The organism is Cupriavidus basilensis (assembly GCF_000876015.1).
Classification (GTDB): Bacteria; Pseudomonadota; Gammaproteobacteria; order Burkholderiales; family Burkholderiaceae; genus Cupriavidus; species Cupriavidus basilensis_B.
In genome coordinates, this window is record NZ_BBQM01000012.1 from 335,785 (window position 1) to 353,950 (window position 18,166).

Below are 18,166 nucleotides of genomic sequence, written 5' to 3' on the forward strand. Positions count from 1 at the left end.
TCCCTGGCGGCGGCGCATGCCGCCGCTTCGCCGCAAGAGCCGCGCCAGCGGCCAAGGCTGGAGGATGGAGACATGACGGAAACGAACTATCAGACGCAGCGCTTCGCGTACCAGCCGTGCGCCGAGCAGCGCGCGCCGCAGCCCGGCGCCGGCGCGCATCCCGTGCATCCGGTGGCGGTGATCGGGGCCGGCCCGGTCGGCCTCGCCGCGGCGATCGACCTGGCCCAGCAAGGCGTGCCGGTGGTGCTGCTGGACGACGACTGCACGCTGTCCGTGGGCTCGCGCGCGATCTGCTTCGCCAAGCGCACGCTCGACATCTTCGACCGCCTCGGCTGCGGCGCGCGCATGGTGGACAAGGGCGTGAGCTGGAACGTCGGCAAGATCTTCTTCGACGAGGAACTGGTCTACAGCTTCGACCTGCTGCCCGAGGCCGGCCACGCCCGGCCGGCCTTCATCAACCTGCAGCAATACTACGTGGAAGGCTACCTGGTGGAGCGCGCGGCCGAGCTGCCCGGCATTGCCATCCGCTGGCAGCACCGCGTGGCGGGCCTCGCGCAGGATGGCGACGCGGTGACGCTCGACGTGGAAACGCCGGACGGCCGCTACGCCCTGCGGGCGCGCTACGTGGTGGTGGCCGACGGCGCGCGCAGCCCGGTGCGGCAGTGCATGGGCCTGGAAAGCAAGGGACGCACGTTCCGCGACCGCTTCCTGATCGCCGACGTGAAGATGAGCGCGCCGTTCCCGAGCGAGCGCTGGTTCTGGTTCGACCCGCCGTTCAACCGCAACCAGTCGGTGCTGCTGCATCGCCAGCCCGACGATGTCTGGCGCATCGACTTCCAGCTCGGCTGGGATGCCGATCCCGAACTGGAAAAGCAGCCCGAGCGGGTCATCCCGCGCATCCAGGCGCTGCTGGGCGAGGATGCGGCCTTCACGCTGGAATGGGTCAGCGTCTATACCTTCTCCTGCCAGCGCATGGACCGTTTCCGCCACGGCCGCGTGCTGTTCGCGGGCGACGCCGCGCACCGCGTCTCGCCGTTCGGCGCGCGCGGCGCCAACAGCGGCGTGCAGGACGCGGAGAACCTGGCCTGGAAACTCGCGCTGGTGCTGGCCGGCCACGCGCCCGACGCGCTGCTCGACAGCTACGCCGGCGAGCGCGAGTTCGCCGCCGACGAGAACATCCGCCATTCCACGCGCGCGACCGATTTCATCACGCCCAAGACGCCGGTGAGCCGCGTGTTCCGCGACGCGGCGCTGAGCCTGGCGCGCGACCATGCGTTCGCGCGCCGGCTGGTCAACAGCGGGCGCCTGTCGGTGCCCGCCGTGCTGCACGGCTCGGTGCTCAATACGGCCGACGATGTGGACGCTGCGGGCGCGCCGCCATTCGCCGGCTTCATGGTGCCCGGCGCGCCGTGCGCCGACGCGCCGGTGCGCGAGGGCGGCCGCGACACCTGGCTGCTGCCGCGGCTCGGCAACCGCTTCGCCCTGCTGCTGTTCGTGGGGCCGGCGGGCTTGCCGCCGGCCCTGCTCGATGCCCTGCGCGCGCTCGCCGCCGGCCCCGTGCCGCTGGCGCTGGTCTGCGTGGCCACGCCGGCCGACGCGGCGCAAGGCCCGGTGCTGCCCCCCGGCGCCAGCCTGCTGGAGGATACTCAAGGCTGGCTGGCGCGCCGCTACGACGGCCGGTCCGGCACCGTCTACCTGCTGCGCCCCGACCAGCACGTGTGCGCGCGCTGGCGCGCCTTCGAGCCCGCCCGCGTGCAGGCCGCGCTGCGGCGCGCGCTGGGCTGGCCGGAGGGCGCCGGCGCGGCTGCCGATGCCGCCGCATGACCCGTTCCGGAGATACGCCGATGCCGCTCAACACCGAACCCAATCTCGCCCGTCCGGACGACTTCTACGAGGCCCTGATCGACATGCACCGCGACCTGTCCGACGCCCAGAGCCAGTCCGCCAACGCGCAACTGATCCTGCTGCTCGCCAACCACATCGGCGACCTTGCCATCCTGCAGGAAGCCATGACGCACGCCCGCGCGGGCGTGCTCGCACGGGCTGGCCGACAGCCCGCCGCCGACCCGGCGGCCGCAGCCTGACGCTGCGCGGCCAGCCATTTCCCGTATCCAGAGGAAAGACCCGAGGAAGACCCAGCCCATGACCCAGACCCAATTGAACGTGGCGGCGCGCCCGCACGAGGCAGCCGCACTGGCCTACCAGTCCGGCTTCGCCAACGAATTCGCCACCGAGGCGCTGCCCGGCGCGCTGCCGGAGGGGCGGAACTCGCCCCAGCGCGCGCCCTACGGGCTCTATGCCGAGCAGCTCTCCGGCACCGCCTTCACCGCGCCGCGCGCGCACAACCGCCGCAGCTGGTGCTACCGCATCCGCCCGGCGGCCATGCACGAGCCGTTCACGCCGCTGGCGCAGACGCGCATCGTCAGCCGCTTCGACGCGGTGCCGCCGTCGCCCAACCAGATGCGCTGGAGCCCGCCGCCGATGCCGTCCGCGCCGACCGACTTCATCGACGGCATCGTCACGATGGCCGGCAACGGCGGCCCCGAGGCCATGAGCGGCTGCGGCATCCACCTGTACCTCGCCAACAAGTCGATGGATGGCCGCTTCTTCTACAACGCCGATGGCGAGATGCTGATCGTGCCGCAGCAGGGCCGGCTGCGGCTGGCCACCGAGATGGGCGTGCTCGAGGTCGAGCCGCAGGAGATCGTGGTGGTGCCGCGCGGCGTGCGCTTCCGCGTGGCGCTGCCGGACGGCGAGGCGCGCGGCTATATCTGCGAGAACTACGGCGCGCTGTTCCGCCTGCCCGACCTCGGCGTGCTCGGCGCCAACGGCCTGGCCAACCCGCGCGACTTCCTCACCCCGCACGCCTGGTACGAGGACCGCGAAGGCGATTTCGAGCTGGTGGCCAAGTTCCAGGGCAACCTGTGGCGCGCGCCGATCCGGCATTCGCCGCTCGACGTGGTGGCCTGGCACGGCAACTACGCGCCCTACAAGTACGACCTGCGCCGCTTCAACACCATCGGCTCGATCAGCTACGACCACCCGGATCCGTCGATCTTCCTGGTGCTGCAAAGCCCGTCCGACACCCCGGGCGTGGACACCATCGACTTCGTGATCTTCGGCCCGCGCTGGCTGGCGGCGCAGGACACCTTCCGCCCGCCCTGGTTCCACCGCAACATCGCCAGCGAGTTCATGGGCCTGATCGAAGGCGTCTACGACGCCAAGGCCGACGGCTTCTCGCCCGGCGGCGCCAGCCTGCACAACTGCATGAGCGGCCACGGCCCGGACGCCGAGACCTTCGCCAGGGCCAGCGCGGCGGACACCTCGCAGCCGCATCACATCGGCGATACGATGGCGTTCATGTTCGAGACGCCGGCCGTGATCCGGCCGACGCCCTACGCGGCCGAGTCCGCCCAGCTCCAGCATGACTACTACACCTGCTGGCAAGGCCTGAAGAAGCACTTCGACCCGGCCCGCCGCTGATCCCTCGTCCAGTTTTCCCGGGGCGCCCGCGCAGCCTGGCCGCGCGGGCGCCCCGGCGCATCGCCATTTCCTTCCGGAGCCCCCGATGACCACCATCCCGCATAGCTGGATCGAATCCGCCAACGACGGCGTCACCCATTTCCCGCTGCAGAACCTGCCCTACGGCGTCTTTTCCACCACCGGCCAGGGCCCGCGCGCGGGCGTCGCCATCGGCGACTTCATCCTCGACCTCGCCGTGCTCGACGGCGCCGGCCTGCTGCCGCCGGCCGTCAGGGGCGTGTTCGGCGGCGCCACGCTCAATGCCTTCATCGCGCTCGGCAAGCCGGCCTGGACCGAGACCCGCCAGCACCTGACCCGCCTGCTGTCGGCCGGCGACGACACCCTGCGCGGCAAGTCGGCCCTGCACGAGCAGGCGCTGGTGCCGATGGCCTGGGCCACGCTGCACCTGCCGGTGGACATTCCCGGCTACACCGATTTCTATTCCTCGCGCGAGCACGCCACCAACGTCGGCCGCATGTTCCGCGACCCCGACAACGCCTTGCTGCCCAACTGGCTCGAAATCCCCATCGGCTACAACGGCCGCGCCAGCTCGGTGGTGGTCAGCGGCACCGCGCTGCACCGCCCCAAGGGCCAGATCAAGCCGCCCGACGCGCCGCGCCCCGTGTTCGCGGCCTGCCGCAAGCTGGACTACGAACTGGAGATGGCCTTCATCGTCGGCAAGCCCTCGGCGCTGGGCGAAGCCATCAGCACCGCCGACGCGCCCGCGCACATCTTCGGCATGGTGATCCTCAACGACTGGAGCGCGCGCGACATCCAGCAGTGGGAATACGTGCCGCTCGGGCCGTTCAACAGCAAGGGCTTCGGCACCTCGATCTCGCCGTGGGTGGTGACGATGGACGCGCTGGAGCCGTTCCGCCGCGACAATCCCGTCCAGTCGCCCGAGCCGCTGCCGTACCTGCGGCAGCCGCACGGCAACGCCTACGACATCGCGCTCGAAGTGGCGCTGCGCCCCGAAGGTGCCGAACACGCCACCACGGTCTGCCGCACCAACTTCAAGGCCATGTACTGGACCGTGGCGCAGCAACTGGCCCATCACACCGTTTCCGGCTGCAACGTGCGCGTGGGCGACCTGATGGGCTCCGGCACCATCAGCGGCACCGCGCCGGACGCCTTCGGCAGCCTGCTGGAGTCGACCCGCAACGGCGCCGAGCCGCTGGCGCTGGACGGCGGCGCCCGGCGCGGTTTCCTCGAGGACGGCGACGAGGTGGTGATGACCGGCTGGTGCCAGGGCGACGGCTACCGCGTGGGCTTCGGCGAGGTGAGCGGCAAGATCCTGCCGGCGAACTGAGTGGCGCGCCGCCGCGGGCTTGCCCGGCCCGGGGGCGGTCCGTCCGCCCGCTATCCTGGCGCCGGGCCGCCCCCGGCGGCAGGCTGCCGGGGGCGCTGAAGCGGGAAGGCGCAGCCTCCGTCCCCCCTCGTTCCGGTGGTTACATTTGCGAACTTTCTTAACGCTCTGGCATCCCCCGCGGCTGTTCCTTTGTGCGAGAATTCGGGCCTGACAAAAAATGCGGGCCAAAGTTCGTCCTGTTTTCCGCGTCACCGATGTATTGCCATTCCGGGGTGCTTGTGGCTGCGGCCCCGCCCCGAGGTCAGTTTGGCAAGCCTTTCGCCGTTAATACGGAAATGCGGACCGCGGTCCCCGGCCATGCCGGGGCCGGGCCCGGAAAAACAGGCGGCGAAAAGCACCCACAAAAGCAGAACTCATCGCCGGCGGGCAGGTTGCCGGACAGGTGGCAAACAGGAGGCAGCCAGCGGCATCTGCCGGCAACGGGGCGTAACGAAGCGTCAACAAGACGTCAACGGAGCGATATGCGCGCTCCGCGCGTCTGGCGCGGTCGCCGACAGCCACCCCGGGCGGGCGGTGTGCCGGCGGGCCATTTTTTCCACCCAACGCGAACGGCAGGGCAATGGAATTCGGTATTCGCGCATGGGCGGCATGTGCAGCACAACTCGACACGCAGCAAGCCTGGCTGGCCTGGAGCCGCGCGCCCTGGCTGCCGGCCGGCGAAGAACTGCCGGCGCTCGGCCCGATGGCGCCGATGCTGCGCCGGCGCGTGACCGCGCTCGGCCGCGCCGCGCTGCACCCGGCCTACGCCTGCCAGCCGGGCGTGGAGGGCATGCCGGTGATCTTCGCCTCGCGCCACGGCGACACCCTGCGCCCGCTGCAGATGCTCGGCAACCTCGCCGACGGCGAGGCGCTCTCGCCCACGGCGTTCGGCCTGTCCGTGCACAACGCCATCGGCGCGCTGTACTCGATCGACCGCGGCGACCCCGCCAACCTGCAAGCGCTGGCCGCCGGCCGCGACACCGTGGAGGCGGCGCTGGTGGAAGCCTGCGGCCTGCTGGCCGACGGCGCCCCCGAAGTCCTGCTGGTCCAGTACGAGGCGCCGCTGCCGGCGCCCTATGCGGTCTTCGCCGACGAGCCCGAATGCCTGTTTGGCTGGGCCTGGCGCGTGGCCGGCCCGCGCGCCGGCGAAACCGTGTTCAGCCTGGAGGCGACCGACGCCGTGCCGGCCACGCCGCGGGAGCCGCTGCTGCCCCACGGGCTGGACGTGCTGCGCTTCGTGCTGGCCGGCGACGCCGAACTGCACCATGCCGGCGAGCGCGCCGGCTGGAGGTGGCGGCGTCATGGTTGAGCGCCTGGACCGCGCTTGGCGCGTGTGCGCCACCGGCCTGTGCTTCTCCAGCTTCGGCGTGGGCGGGCTGCTGCTGCGCGTGCTGGTGTTCCCGCTGCTGACGGTGCTGCTGTGGTCGCCGGCCAGCCGCCAGCGGGTCTGCAAGCACGTCGTGCGCCACGCCTTCCGCCTGTTCCTGCTGCTGATGCGCGCGGTCGGCGTGATCCGCTACGAAGTGCTGCACCCCGAGCGGCTGCGGCGCAGCGGCCTGCTGATCGTGGCCAACCATCCCTCGCTGATCGACGTCATCTTCCTGGTCGCGCTGACGCGCCAGGCCGACTGCGTGGTCAAGTCAGGGCTGGCGCGCAACCCGTTTACGCGCGGGCCGGTGCGTGCCACCGGCTACGTCTGCAACGATTCCGGCGCCGGCATGGTGGACGACTGCATCGCCTCGCTGCGCGCGGGCAACAACCTCGTCATCTTTCCCGAAGGCACGCGCACCCCGGCGCGCGGCCCGCTGCGGCTGCAGCGCGGCGCGGCCAACATCGCCGTGCGCGGCGGCTTCGCGCTCACCCCGGTGGTGATCCGCTGCGAGCCGCCCACGCTGGCCAAGGGCGACAAGTGGTACCGCGTGCCGGTGCGCCGGCCGCGCTACGTCATCGACGTGCGCGAGGACGTCGGCGTGGAGCGCTGGGTGCGTCCGGGGCTGGACGACGCGCTGGCCGTGCGGCAACTGACACAATCGCTATCCGAGTTTTTCTCCAGGGAGGTCCGCCGTGAAGGCGCTTGAACACGAAATCAAGGAACTGATCATTTCATCGCTGTCGCTCGAAGATATCGGCCCGGCCGACATCGACGCCGGCGCGCCGCTGTTCATCGACGGCCTGGGCCTGGATTCGATCGACGCGCTCGAACTCGGGCTGGCGCTGCAGAAGCGCTACGGCGTGACCATGAACGGCGACAAGGACGAGATGCGCGAGCGCTTCGCCAGTGTCGCGGCGCTGGCCGCCTTCGTGGCATCGCAGCGCGCCGGCCGGACCCCGGCCTGATTCCGCCCGCCCATCCCGTTAGCCCATCAAGCACAACCGACAAGGGAGCCCCTCATGACCCATGATGAAATCTTTGCGCGGGTGGCCACCGTGCTCGAGGAAACCTTCGAGATCGAGCGCGCGCGCATCCGCCCCGAAGCGCGCCTGTACGAAGACCTGGACATCGACAGCATCGACGCGGTCGACCTGCTGGTCAAGCTCAAGCCCATGCTCAACAAGCCGATCAAGCCCGAGCAGTTCAAGGCGGTGCGCACCGTGCAGGACGTGGTGCAGGCGCTGGCCCTGCTGATCGACTCGCCCGCCACGGCCTGAGCCGCATGCGCTGGCGCAAACTGCTGCTCGGCGTGCTCACGCTGTGCTATCCGGTGGCGATCTACGCCGGCCTGCAATACTGGCCGCCGCGCGTGCTGGCGCTGGCGCTGGTGGCGCTGGCGCTGCTGCGCGCGCTGACCAGCCGCCAGGCCGGCTGGCGCTGGCTGGCGGTGCTGGCCGCCGGGCTGGCCGCGGTGGTGGCGGCCTCCAACCACGCCTTGCCGCTCAAGCTCTACCCGGTGCTGGTCAACGCCGCCATGCTGGCCGTGTTCGGCTGGAGCCTGCGCCATCCGCCCAGTCTGGTCGAGCGGCTGGCGCGCCTGCGCGAGCCGGACCTGCCGCCCGCCGGCGTGGCCTACACGCGGCGCGTGACCCAGGCCTGGTGCGTGTTCTTCGTCTGCAACGGCACGGCGGCGGCGCTTACCGCGGTGCTGGCCAGCGACCGCATCTGGGCGCTCTACAACGGCGGCATCGCCTATGGCCTGATGGGCGCGATGTTCGCCGGCGAATGGCTGGTGCGCCAGCGCGTGATGGCGGGAGGGCGGCATGGCTGAGTGGCTTGGCATCGGCGGCCTGATGGGGGCGCTGCCGGCGCGCGCGCACGTGGTGGCGCATGGCGAGGACGGCAGCCTGGACGCGCCCGCCTTCGTGGCGCGCGCGGCGGCCTGGCGCGAAGCCTTCGCGGCGGCGCCCGGCGCGAGCGTGGCGCTCTATGCCGAATCCACCGCCGAATCCACCGCCGAGTTCGCCGCCGCGCTGTTCGGCGCGTGGCATGCCGGCAAGCACGTGGTGCTGCCCGGCGACACGCGCGCCGAGACGCTCGCCGCGCTGGACGGGCACGCCGCGGTCCGCGCCGGCGACCTGCCCGGCGGCATCCGCCCGCGGCAGCACGCGGCCTGCGCCGCGCCCGAATGGCCGCGCCTCGATCCGCGCGCGACGCGGGTGACGATGTTCACCTCCGGCTCCACCGGCGCGCCCGGCGCCATCGTCAAGCACCTGTCGCAACTGGAAGCGGAAGTGCAGGCGCTGCAGGCCGCGTTCGGCGCCGCGGTGCCGGCGCGGGCGCGCGTGCTGGCCACGGTCTCGCACCAGCATATCTACGGCCTGCTGTTCTGCGTACTGTGGCCGCTGGCCGCGGCGCGCGCCATGCCGGCCGCGCGGCTGGCCTTCCACGAGGAAATCGTGCGCGCCTGCGGCGACGGCGCGCCGGCCGTGCTCGTGACCAGCCCGGCGCACCTGCGGCGCATGCCGCCGGCGCTCGGCTGGGCGCCCGCGCGCGCCGCGCTGCACGCGGTGTTCTCGTCGGGCGGCCCGCTGCCGCCCGAGGCCGCGGCCGACGCGCTGCGCCATCTCGGCCACGCGCCCGTCGAAGTGTTCGGCAGCTCCGAGACCGGCGGCATCGCCTGGCGCCAGCGCGCGCGCCACGACGAGCGCTGGACGCCGCTGCCGGGCGTGCAGTGGCGCCTGCAGGACGGATTTCTCGCGGTGCGCTCGGCCCATCTGCCGGACGACGGCTGGCATCTGTGCGCCGACCGCGCGCAGCCGGCCGGCGACGGCGGCTTCGCGCTGGCGGGGCGCGCCGACCGCATCGTCAAGATCGAGGAAAAGCGCGTCTCGTTGACGCAGGTCGAGCAGGCCCTGCAGCAGTCCGCGCTGGTGCGCGAAGCGCGCGTGGTGCTGCTCGAGCTCGACAGCGGCATGCGCCTGGGCGCGGTGGTGGTGCCCAGCGAAGGCGGCGCCGCCATGCTGGCCGGCGCCGGCAGGGCGGCGTTGCTGGCCGCGCTGCGCGCGGATCTCGCGCCCGCCGTGGACGCGCTCGCGCTGCCGCGCCGCTGGAGCTTTGCCGAGGCCTTGCCGTGCAACGCGCAGGGCAAGACCACCGAAGCCATGCTGCGCGACGTGTTCCGCCGCGTGCTGCCGGTGGCGCGCTGGCAACCGTCGCAGGACGCGCTGTCGGCCAGCGCCGAGCTGGAGATCGGCGCGGACCTCGCCGTGTTCGACGGCCATTTTCCGGGCAGCCCGATCGCGCCCGGCGTGGCCCAGGTCGACTGGGTCATGGCGCTGGCGCCCGAGCGCCTGCCGGTGCCGCCGCGCGCGCAGTTCCGCCGCCTCGAGACGCTCAAGTTCCAGGCCGTGATCGTGCCCGGCAGCACCGTGCAACTGGCGCTGACCTGGCAGCCCGAGCGCAATGCGCTGGCGTTCCGCCTCAGTTCGGCGCAGGGCCCGCACGCGAGCGGGCGCATCGTGTTCGGAGACGCGCATGTTTAAGCCAGTGGTGCTGGTGCCGGTCTACAACCACGAGCGCGCCATCGGCGCGATGGTGCAGGCCATCCTGCGGCATCCGCTGCCGTGCCTGCTGGTGGACGACGGCAGCAGCCCCGCGTGCGAGCGCGTGCTGCGCGAGATCGCCGCCGCGCATGCCGGGCGCGTGCACCTGATCCGCCTGCCCGAGAACCAGGGCAAGGGCGGCGCCATCATGGCCGGCTTCGAGGAAGCCGCCCGCATGGGCTTCACGCACGCGCTGCAGATCGATGCCGACGGCCAGCACGACGCCGGTTGCATCCCGCAGTTCGCGGCGCTGGCGCAGACGCGCCCCGAGGCGATGGTCTGCGGCTACCCGGTCTACGACGCATCGGTGCCGCGCGTGCGGCTGCTGGCGCGCTACCTGACCCACGTGTGGGTGTGGATCAACACGCTCTCGCTCGCCATCCGCGATTCGATGTGCGGGCTGCGCGTCTATCCGCTCGGCCCGGCGCTGGCGCTGGTGCGCGAGGTGCGGCTGGGCCGGCGCATGCAGTTCGACACCGAGGTGCTGGTCCACCTGGTCTGGCGCGGCGTGCCGATCGTCAACGTGCCCACCCAGGTCACGTATCCGTCCGACGGCGTCTCGCATTTCCAGGTCTGGCGCGACAACGCGCTGATCTCCACCATGCACGCGCGGCTGTTCTGCGGCATGGTGGCGCGGCTGCCGCGGCTGCTGTGGCGCAAGGTGCGGCCGGCATGAGCGCGCCGCGAGACACCGCGCCGCCGGGCCGCATGGCGCGCCACTGGAGCCAGATCCGCGAGTCCACCTGCGTGTGGGGCGTGTGGTGCCTGTACGGGCTCTACCGCCTGTGCGGCCGCGCGCTGTTCCGCGCCGTGCTGTACCCGGTCGTGACCTATTACTGGCTGGCCAGGCCGCTCGCGCGCCGCGCCTCGCTCGACTACCTGCGGCGCGTGCAGGCCGCCACCGGCGCGGTGCTGCCGGCCGGCGCCACGCCGGGCCTGCGCCACAGCCTGCGCCACCTGTTCTCGTTCGCCGACACGCTGCTCGACAAGCTGCTGGCCATCGGCGGCGGCTACCGCTACGGCAACGTGCGGCGCGAAGGCGCCGAGGTGATGCTGCGGCAGATCGCCAGCGGCCAGGGCGGCATCATCGTGACCGCGCACATGGGCTGCCTGGAGTTGTGCCGCGTGCTGGCCAACCAGCGCCAGGGCCTGCGCCTGACGGTGTTGGTGCATACCGCGCACGCGGCGCAGTTCAACCGCATCCTGTCGCGGCTCGATCCGCGCTCGGGGCTGCAACTGTTCCAGGTCGACGACATCTCGCCGGCCACCGCGCTGCAACTGGCCGAGAAGGTGCGCGCCGGCGAGTTCGTCGCCATCGCCGGCGACCGCGTGCCGGTGCACGGCGGCCGCACCGTGACGGTGCCGTTCTTCGGCGCGCCGGCGCGTTTCCCGGTCGGTCCCTACGTGCTGGCCGCGCTGATGGAATGCCCGCTGTTCGCGATGGGCTGCGTGCGCTCGGGCGACGGCCACCTGCTGCGCTTCACCGAACTGGCGCGCGAGGTGCGCCTGCCGCGCGCGCGGCGCGAGGCCGTCCTGAGCGGCCACGCCGCGGACTATGCGCAATGGCTGTCGCGGCTGCTCGCCGAGTCGCCCTACGACTGGTTCAACTTCTACGATTTCTGGGGGCAGGGCGGCGGCGTGGCCGAGGCCGCGCGCGCCGGCGCGCCGCATGCGCCGAACGCACCAGACGCACCAAACGCACCAAACGCACCAGGCGCGGCACCGGCGCCGCGCGGCGACTGACGTCCCGCCCCCATCACGCAACCGCCATGTCTCCAGACCTCAGCCACGAGATCACGCTCAGCCCCGCCTTCCACGACCTCGACCCGATGAACGTGGTGTGGCACGGCAACTACGTGCGCTATTTCGAGCAGGCGCGCTGCGCGCTGCTCGAGCGTTTCCATTACGACTACCCGGCCATGCGCGACTCCGGCTACGCCTGGCCGGTGGTGGACATGCGCGTGAAGTACGTCGGCCCGCTGACCTACGGCCAGCCCTTCGTCATCCGCGCCACCATCGTCGAGTGGGAGAACCGCCTGAAGATCGACTACCTGGTGCGCGACGCCGCCACCGGCCGGCGCCTGACCAAGGGCTACACCATCCAGGTGGCGGTGGACATGCGCAGCGCCGAGATGTGCTACGTGTGCCCGCCGGTGCTGTGGGAGCGGCTCGGCGTGCCGGCCGCGCCGGACGGGGAGGGCCAGGCATGAAGCGCCGCGCCTTCCTGCTGGCCCTGTGCGGCGCCATGCTGGCCGCCCCGCGCCTGGCCGGCGCGGCCGCGCCCGACCTGCTGGCCGCGGTGGCCGCGCGCCTGTCCGACGCGCCGGTGATCCACGGCCGCTTCGAGCAGACCCGCCGCCTGTCCGGCTTCGCCAACCCGCTGGTGTCGCGCGGCGACTTCGTGCTGGCGCGCGAGCGCGGCGTGGTGTGGAGCACGCGCGAGCCGTTCGCCTCCAGCCTGCTGGTGACGCCGGAGCGGCTGGTCATGCGCGGCGCCGACGGGCGCGTGCAGCAGCAGATGCAGGCCGACGCCCAGCCCGCCATGCGCGTGGTCGGCGAATCGGTGATCGCGGTGCTGCGCGGCGACCTGCAGACCCTGTCGGCGCGCTTCGAGGTGGCCGGCAAGCTGGCCGGCAAGAACGGCTGGTCGCTCACGCTCACGCCGCGCGACGCCGCCATGCGCCGCGTGTTCGCGCGCATCGAGCTGGCCGGCGACCGCTTCGTGCGCGACGTGCGCCTGGAGGAAGCGGGCGGCGACAGCACCCACGTCAAGCTGATCGACCCGAGCGCGGCCACCCGGCTGGCCGCCGACGAGGAGCCGGGCTTTGAATAATGCAGGCAACGCCAGCATGGCCACCGGCAAGCCCCTGCGCGGCCTCAGCCCCCTGGAGCGGGTGCTGGCCGTGGGCTGGCTGCTGCTGGTGATCGCGCTGGCGGCGCACCAGTTGCAGTTCTGGCGCGCCTCGCGGCTCGACACCGACGTGATGGCGCTGCTGCCCACCAGCCAGCGCACCGCCACCGCCGACCGCGTGCTGCGCCGGCTGGCCGATGGCGTCTCGCGCGAGATCGTGGTGCTGGTCGGCGCGCCGGACTGGCCCGCCGCGCGCGCCGCGGCGCAGCGCTTCAGCGCCGCGACGCAGCCGCGGGCCAGCCTGCTGCAGCCGGTGGACCGCATCGCTAGCTTCGACCTGGACGCGGCGCTGGCCTTCTACCGGCCCTACCGCGACCGGCTGCTGACCGACAGCCAGCGCGCCATGCTCGGCCACGCCGACGCGGACGCGCTGGCCCGGCAGGCGCTGACCCGCCTCTACCAGCTTTCCACCGGCCCGCGCCTGACCGGCTGGGCCGCCGACCCGCTCGGCCTGTGGCAGGACTGGTGGCTGTCGCGCGCGGCCATGACGCGCGTGCACGAGCGCGACGGCCTGGCCGCCCTCAGCGCCGAGGGCAAGGAATGGGTGCTGCTGACCTACCGCATCAGCAAGCCCGCGTTCTCCGTGAGCGGCGACACCGATTACGCCGACCTGCTCAGGCTCGCCACGCGCGCCGCGCAGCAGGGCGGCGGCGTGCAGGTGGTGGCGGCCGGCATCCCGCTGCACGCGGAAGCGGCCGCCGCGCAGGCCAGCGTGGAGATGAACGTGATCGGCTGGGGCTCGCTGGCGGCGGTGCTGCTGCTGGTGTGGCTGGCCTTCCGCTCGCTGCGCCCGATCATTCTGGTCGGGCTGTCGCTGCTGGTGGGCACGGCGGCGGCGGTGTCCGTCACGGCGCTGGTGTTCGAGCGCGTGCATCTCATCACGCTGGTGTTCGGCGCCAGCCTGGTGGGCGTGGCGGAGGATTACGGCATCCATTATTTCGTCTCGCGCCAGGCCAGCCCGGGCGCCACGCCGCCGCAGGTGATGCGCCGGCTGCTGCCGGGCATGGCGCTGGCGCTGTCGACCAGCGCGGTGGCCTACCTCGCGCTCGGCATCGCGCCGTTCCCGGGGCTGCGCCAGATGGCGCTGTTCTCGGCGGTGGGGCTGGTGGCGGCGTTCCTGACCGTGGTGTTCTGGTTCCCGCTGCTCGACCGCGGCCAGTTGCGCCAGACCCGCCTGTCGTCCTGGCTGACCGCCAGCCTGGCGCGCTGGCCGCGCGTGGGCGCGGAGCGCCGCTCGCTGCTGCTGCTCGGGCTGCTGGCGCTGTTCGTGGTGCCGGGCCTGTGGCAGGTCCGCGTGGCTGACGACGTGCGCCAGCTGCAAAGCTCGCCGCCGGCGCTGATCGAGGCGCAGCGCGCCGCCGGGCGGCTGCTCGGCACGCCCAGCCCGGCGCAGTTCCTGCTGGTGCGCGGCGCCACGCCGGACCAGGTGCTGGCGCGCGAGGAACAGATCAAGCAGGCGCTGGCCGGCGTGGTCGCGCGCGGCGGGCTGGACGGTTTCGTGGCGATTTCCGACTGGGTGCCCTCGGCCGCGCGCCAGCGCGCCGACGCGGCCCTGGCCGACGGCCTGGAAGGCGCCGTGCGCGAGCGCGTGGCGCGCGCGGTCGGCGGCGCCGTGGGCGCGGCCGGCGCCGCGCCGGCCGGGCAGGTGCTGACCTTGCCGGCGTGGCTGGCCGCGCCGGTCTCGGACACGCTGCGCCACCTGTGGCTGGACCGCGAAGGCGACGGCTACGCCAGCGTCATGCTGCTGCGCGGCCTCGACAAGCCGGCCACGCTGGCGCTGATCGAGGCCGCCGCGGCCACCGTGCCGGGCGTGGAGTGGGTCGACCGCGTGGCCGACCTGTCCGCGCTGCTCAAGCATTACCGCGTGCTGATGACGTGGCTGCTGGCCGCCGGCGCCGCCGCGGTGGCGCTGCTGCTGGCGTGGCGCTACGGCCGCGGCGCGTGGCGCGCGCTGGTGCCCACGCTGCTGGCGGCGCTGTTCAGCGTGGCGCTGCTGGGCTGGCTGCACGTGCCGCTGCAATTGTTCTCGGTGCTGGCGCTGGCGCTGCTGCTGGGCGTGGGGGTGGACTACGGCATCTTCCTGCTCGAGCATCCCGGCGACGGCGAGTCATGGACGGCGATCGTGCTCGGCGCGGCCAGCACGCTGCTGGCGTTCGGCCTGCTCGCGCTGTCGTCCACGCCGGCGCTGCATGCATTCGGCATGACCATGCTGTCCGGCGTGGGCGCGGTGTGGCTGCTGTCGCCGTGGTTCCGGCCGCGCGCCGCGCCGCACGGCGGCAGGTAGGGAACAAGAAGCAGCAAGAGGCAGCAAGCGGGAAAGAAGCAGGAAAGAAGCAGGAAAACAGACCAACGAGATCGACAAGATCCAACCACAGGAACAGGGTTACGAATGCATACCGAACAGGTGGACGTCCTTATCATCGGCGCGGGGCCGGCCGGCTCCGTGGCCGCGGGCCTGCTGCGCAAGCGCGGCATCGGCGTGCTGGTGCTGGAGAAGGAAACCTTCCCGCGCTTCTCGATCGGCGAGAGCCTGCTGCCGCAGAGCATGGCGTATATCGAGGAGGCCGGCATGCTGCAGGCCGTGGTGGAGGCGGGCTTCCAGTACAAGAACGGCGCGGCCTTCGCGCGCGGCGAGCGCTACACCGAATTCGATTTCCGCGACAAGTTCTCCGCCGGCTGGGGCACCACCTACCAGGTCCAGCGCGCGCGCTTCGACGACGTGCTGATCCGCGAGGCGCAGAAGCAGGGCTCCGAGGTCCGCTTCCGCCACCAGGTCACGGCGGTGGACGTCGAGGGCGAGCAGCCCCGCGTCACCGTGCGCGGCGCCGACGGCAACGTCTACGGCGTGCAGGCGCGCTTCCTGCTGGACGCCTCCGGCTTCGGCCGCGTGCTGCCGCGCCTGCTGGACCTGGAGTCGCCGTCCAACTTCCCGGTGCGCAGCGCCATCTTCACGCACGTGGAAGACCGCATCCCGCCCGGCACCTTCGACCGCAACAAGATCCGCATCGGCGTGCATCCCGAGCACGTGGATGTGTGGTACTGGACCATCCCGTTCTCGGACGGGCGCTGCTCGCAGGGCGTGGTGGCGGAAAAGCGCTTCCTCGACCAGTACGGCGGCACCGAGACCGAGCGCCTCCAGGCGCTGGTCGGCGAAGAGCCGGGCCTGGCGAAGCTGCTGGCCAACGCCGCGTGGGACACCCCGGCGCGGCAGATCGTCGGCTACTCGGCCAACGTCAAGTCGCTGTGGGGCAAGGGCTACGCGCTGCTCGGCAACGCCGGCGAGTTCCTCGACCCGGTGTTCTCGTCGGGCGTGACCATCGCCTTCAAGTCGGCCAGCCTCGCCACCGCCTGCCTGGCGCGCCAGTTCGCCGGCGAGGCGGTGGACTGGCAGGCCGAGTACGGCACGCCGCTCAAGCAGGGCGTGGACTGCTTCCGTACCTTCGTCGAGGCGTGGTACGAGGGCAGCTTCCAGAAGCTGATCTTCCACCCCGACGCCACGCCGGACATCCGCCGCATGATCTCGGCCATCCTGGCCGGTTATGCGTGGGACCGCGGCAACCCGTTCGTGACCGAGTCGCGCCGCCGCCTGGCCGTGCTGGAGCAGCTTTGCGCGTGACCGTTTTCCGCTTTGCGCCACGCATGGCCGCCGCGCCGCTGGCCGCCGCGGCCGTGCTGCTGGCGGGCTGCGCCGCGCCCGGCCCGGTGCCGCCCGCCGGCATCGAGGCCGCCAGCCGCGCGCCGGTGCCGCTGCTGCGCCTGCCGCCGGCCTCGCTGGGCCGCGCGCTGATGCTGCAACAGCAGATCACGGTGACGTACCGCACGCCGCGCGGCGAGGAGCACCGCGAGATCCAGGCCCTGCTCGAAGCGGACGCCGCCCACACGCGGCTGGCCGCGCTGGCCGGCGGCCAGGTGCTGGCGCGGCTGGACTGGGACGGGCGCGACCTGCGCGTGGCGCGCTCGCCGTGGGCGCCGGCCGAACTGGTGCCGGAGCGTATCCTGAGCGAGATGCAGTTGTCGCTGTGGCCGGTGGCGGCGATCGCCGCGGCCTTGCCGCCCGGCTGGCGGCTCGACGCCGTGGCCGGCCGCCGCGTGCTGCGCGCGGGCGGCGAGACGGTGGCCGAGATCCGCTACCCGGACGCGCAGACCATCGAGTTCGAGCAGTACCGCGACGGCTACCGGCTGACCATCCGCACGCTGCCGGCGGCCACGCAAGGAGGGCCGGAATGAACGATGTCTTTATCCATGCACTTGGCGTCACCTGCGCGCTCGGCGACGGCGCGGACGCCGTGCGCGCCGCGCTCTGGCGCACCGACGCCGCGCCCGGCGGCGAAGTCACCGAGCGCTACAGCGCGGGCCGGCCGCTGCACCTCGGCACGGTCGATGCCGCGCTGGCGCTGCCGCAAGGCACGCCGCTGGTGCACCGCACGCGCAACAACGCGCTGCTGCATCACGCCGCGCTGCAATGCCTGCCGCAGCTGCAGGCGGCCATTGCCCGCTTCGGCCCGGCGCGCGTGGCGGTGGTGATGGGCACCAGCACCTCGGGCATCGCCGAGGGCGGCGAGGCGGTCGATGCGCGCAGCGTCGGCGGCGCGTGGCCCGAGGGCTTTCACTACGGGCAGCAGGAGCTGGGCTCGCCGGCGCAGTTCCTGGCCGGCGCGCTGGGCGTGACCGGGGTGGCGTATACGCTGTCCACAGCCTGCTCGTCGAGCGCCAAGGCGCTGGCCGCGGCGGCGCGGCTGCTGCGCAGCGGCGCCGCCGACGCGGTCATCGCGGGCGGCGCCGACACCTTGTGCGCGTTTACCGTGGCCGGCTTCAGCGCGCTGGACTCGGTCTCGGCCGCGCGCTGCAACCCGCTGTCGGTCAACCGCGCCGGCATCAACCTGGGCGAGGGCGCCGCGCTCTTCCTGCTCTCGCGCGAGGCGGGCGAAGTGCGGCTGGCCGGCTGGGGCGAGACCTCCGACGCGCACCACATGTCGGCGCCCGATCCCAGCGGCGCCGGCGCGCAGGCCGCCATGCGGCAGGCGCTGGCGCGCGCCGGCCTCGCCGCCGGCGACATCGACTACCTCAACCTGCACGGCACCGCCACGCCGCAGAACGACGCGATGGAGGCGCTGGCCTGCGCCGCGCTGTTCGGCGAGCGCGTGCCGCTGAGTTCGACCAAACCGATGACCGGCCACGCGCTCGGCGCCGCCGGCGCCATCGAGGCCGCGCTGATGTGGCTGACGCTGGCCGGCAACCCGCGGGGCCGCCTGCCCGCGCACTGGTGGGACGGCGCCGCCGACCCGGCGCTGCCGCCGCTGCGCGTGGTGGCGCCCGGCGAGGCGCTGGGCCGCGCGCCGCGCTACGTGATGAGCAATTCCTTCGCGTTCGGCGGCAGCAACAGCGCCGTGATCCTGGGGGCGGGCTGA

The 18,166-nt window shown here is 72.8% G+C and carries 18 protein-coding genes; all 18 read left to right on the forward strand.

The genetic code is table 11. From position 1 onward, the window contains the following. Nucleotides 1-72: 72 nt before the first annotated feature. The 18 genes from KF708C_RS09275 to KF708C_RS09360 all read left to right on the forward strand — a co-directional run bounded on the left by KF708C_RS09275 (nucleotide 73) and on the right by KF708C_RS09360 (nucleotide 18,166). A complete protein-coding gene (locus KF708C_RS09275) occupies nucleotides 73-1,824 on the forward strand; it encodes an FAD-dependent oxidoreductase (RefSeq protein WP_059411559.1) in 1,752 nt (583 codons plus the stop codon). A 20-nt stretch (nucleotides 1,825-1,844) separates the two neighbouring features. Then, the gene (locus KF708C_RS09280; RefSeq protein ID WP_020201149.1) at nucleotides 1,845-2,084 is read left to right on the forward strand and encodes a DUF2783 domain-containing protein; all 240 of its coding nucleotides are present in this window, start codon (nucleotides 1,845-1,847) and stop codon (nucleotides 2,082-2,084) included. A 58-nt stretch (nucleotides 2,085-2,142) separates the two neighbouring features. Beyond that, complete coding sequence (gene hmgA, locus KF708C_RS09285; RefSeq protein WP_020423661.1) at nucleotides 2,143-3,483, forward strand: homogentisate 1,2-dioxygenase; 1,341 nt, start codon at nucleotides 2,143-2,145, stop codon at nucleotides 3,481-3,483. An 85-nt stretch (nucleotides 3,484-3,568) separates the two neighbouring features. Next, entirely contained in the window at nucleotides 3,569-4,831 is a 1,263-nt protein-coding gene (gene fahA, locus KF708C_RS09290; RefSeq protein WP_059411560.1) for a fumarylacetoacetase, read from the forward strand. A 619-nt stretch (nucleotides 4,832-5,450) separates the two neighbouring features. Further along, nucleotides 5,451-6,179, forward strand: a complete 729-nt coding sequence (locus KF708C_RS09295) for a beta-ketoacyl synthase chain length factor (protein ID WP_059411561.1) — start codon at nucleotides 5,451-5,453, stop codon at nucleotides 6,177-6,179. Beyond that, complete coding sequence (locus KF708C_RS09300) at nucleotides 6,172-6,948, forward strand: lysophospholipid acyltransferase family protein (protein ID WP_059411562.1); 777 nt, start codon at nucleotides 6,172-6,174, stop codon at nucleotides 6,946-6,948. The genes KF708C_RS09295 and KF708C_RS09300 overlap by 8 nt, the downstream gene beginning before the upstream one ends. Next, nucleotides 6,935-7,207 (forward strand): phosphopantetheine-binding protein, encoded by a 273-nt coding sequence (locus KF708C_RS09305; protein ID WP_020201154.1) that lies wholly within the window; start codon nucleotides 6,935-6,937, stop codon nucleotides 7,205-7,207. The genes KF708C_RS09300 and KF708C_RS09305 overlap by 14 nt, the downstream gene beginning before the upstream one ends. A 54-nt stretch (nucleotides 7,208-7,261) precedes the next feature. Next, nucleotides 7,262-7,519, forward strand: coding sequence for an acyl carrier protein (locus tag KF708C_RS09310; RefSeq protein WP_020201155.1), 258 nt, complete (start codon nucleotides 7,262-7,264; stop codon nucleotides 7,517-7,519). A 5-nt stretch (nucleotides 7,520-7,524) separates the two neighbouring features. Then, nucleotides 7,525-8,073: a hypothetical protein gene (locus KF708C_RS09315; protein WP_059411563.1), complete on the forward strand. Its 549-nt coding sequence runs from the start codon at nucleotides 7,525-7,527 to the stop codon at nucleotides 8,071-8,073. Continuing rightward, entirely contained in the window at nucleotides 8,066-9,787 is a 1,722-nt protein-coding gene (locus tag KF708C_RS09320) for an AMP-binding protein (protein ID WP_059411564.1), read from the forward strand. Before KF708C_RS09315 ends, KF708C_RS09320 begins: the two co-directional genes overlap by 8 nt. Continuing rightward, a complete protein-coding gene (locus tag KF708C_RS09325; RefSeq protein ID WP_059411565.1) occupies nucleotides 9,780-10,523 on the forward strand; it encodes a glycosyltransferase family 2 protein in 744 nt (247 codons plus the stop codon). The genes KF708C_RS09320 and KF708C_RS09325 overlap by 8 nt, the downstream gene beginning before the upstream one ends. Then, nucleotides 10,520-11,590 (forward strand): LpxL/LpxP family acyltransferase, encoded by a 1,071-nt coding sequence (locus KF708C_RS09330; protein WP_059411859.1) that lies wholly within the window; start codon nucleotides 10,520-10,522, stop codon nucleotides 11,588-11,590. The genes KF708C_RS09325 and KF708C_RS09330 overlap by 4 nt, the downstream gene beginning before the upstream one ends. A 26-nt stretch (nucleotides 11,591-11,616) precedes the next feature. Continuing rightward, nucleotides 11,617-12,057 (forward strand): acyl-CoA thioesterase, encoded by a 441-nt coding sequence (locus KF708C_RS09335; RefSeq protein ID WP_020201160.1) that lies wholly within the window; start codon nucleotides 11,617-11,619, stop codon nucleotides 12,055-12,057. Further along, nucleotides 12,054-12,680 (forward strand): LolA family protein, encoded by a 627-nt coding sequence (locus KF708C_RS09340; protein ID WP_059411566.1) that lies wholly within the window; start codon nucleotides 12,054-12,056, stop codon nucleotides 12,678-12,680. Before KF708C_RS09335 ends, KF708C_RS09340 begins: the two co-directional genes overlap by 4 nt. Then, nucleotides 12,673-15,042 (forward strand): MMPL family transporter, encoded by a 2,370-nt coding sequence (locus KF708C_RS09345; protein ID WP_231586415.1) that lies wholly within the window; start codon nucleotides 12,673-12,675, stop codon nucleotides 15,040-15,042. The genes KF708C_RS09340 and KF708C_RS09345 overlap by 8 nt, the downstream gene beginning before the upstream one ends. A 105-nt stretch (nucleotides 15,043-15,147) precedes the next feature. Beyond that, entirely contained in the window at nucleotides 15,148-16,374 is a 1,227-nt protein-coding gene (locus KF708C_RS09350) for an NAD(P)/FAD-dependent oxidoreductase (RefSeq protein WP_059411568.1), read from the forward strand. Then, on the forward strand, nucleotides 16,371-16,985 hold the full coding sequence (locus tag KF708C_RS09355; RefSeq protein WP_231586416.1) for a DUF3261 domain-containing protein: 615 nt from the start codon (nucleotides 16,371-16,373) through the stop codon (nucleotides 16,983-16,985). The genes KF708C_RS09350 and KF708C_RS09355 overlap by 4 nt, the downstream gene beginning before the upstream one ends. Continuing rightward, entirely contained in the window at nucleotides 16,982-18,166 is a 1,185-nt protein-coding gene (locus tag KF708C_RS09360; protein ID WP_020202870.1) for a beta-ketoacyl-ACP synthase, read from the forward strand. The genes KF708C_RS09355 and KF708C_RS09360 overlap by 4 nt, the downstream gene beginning before the upstream one ends.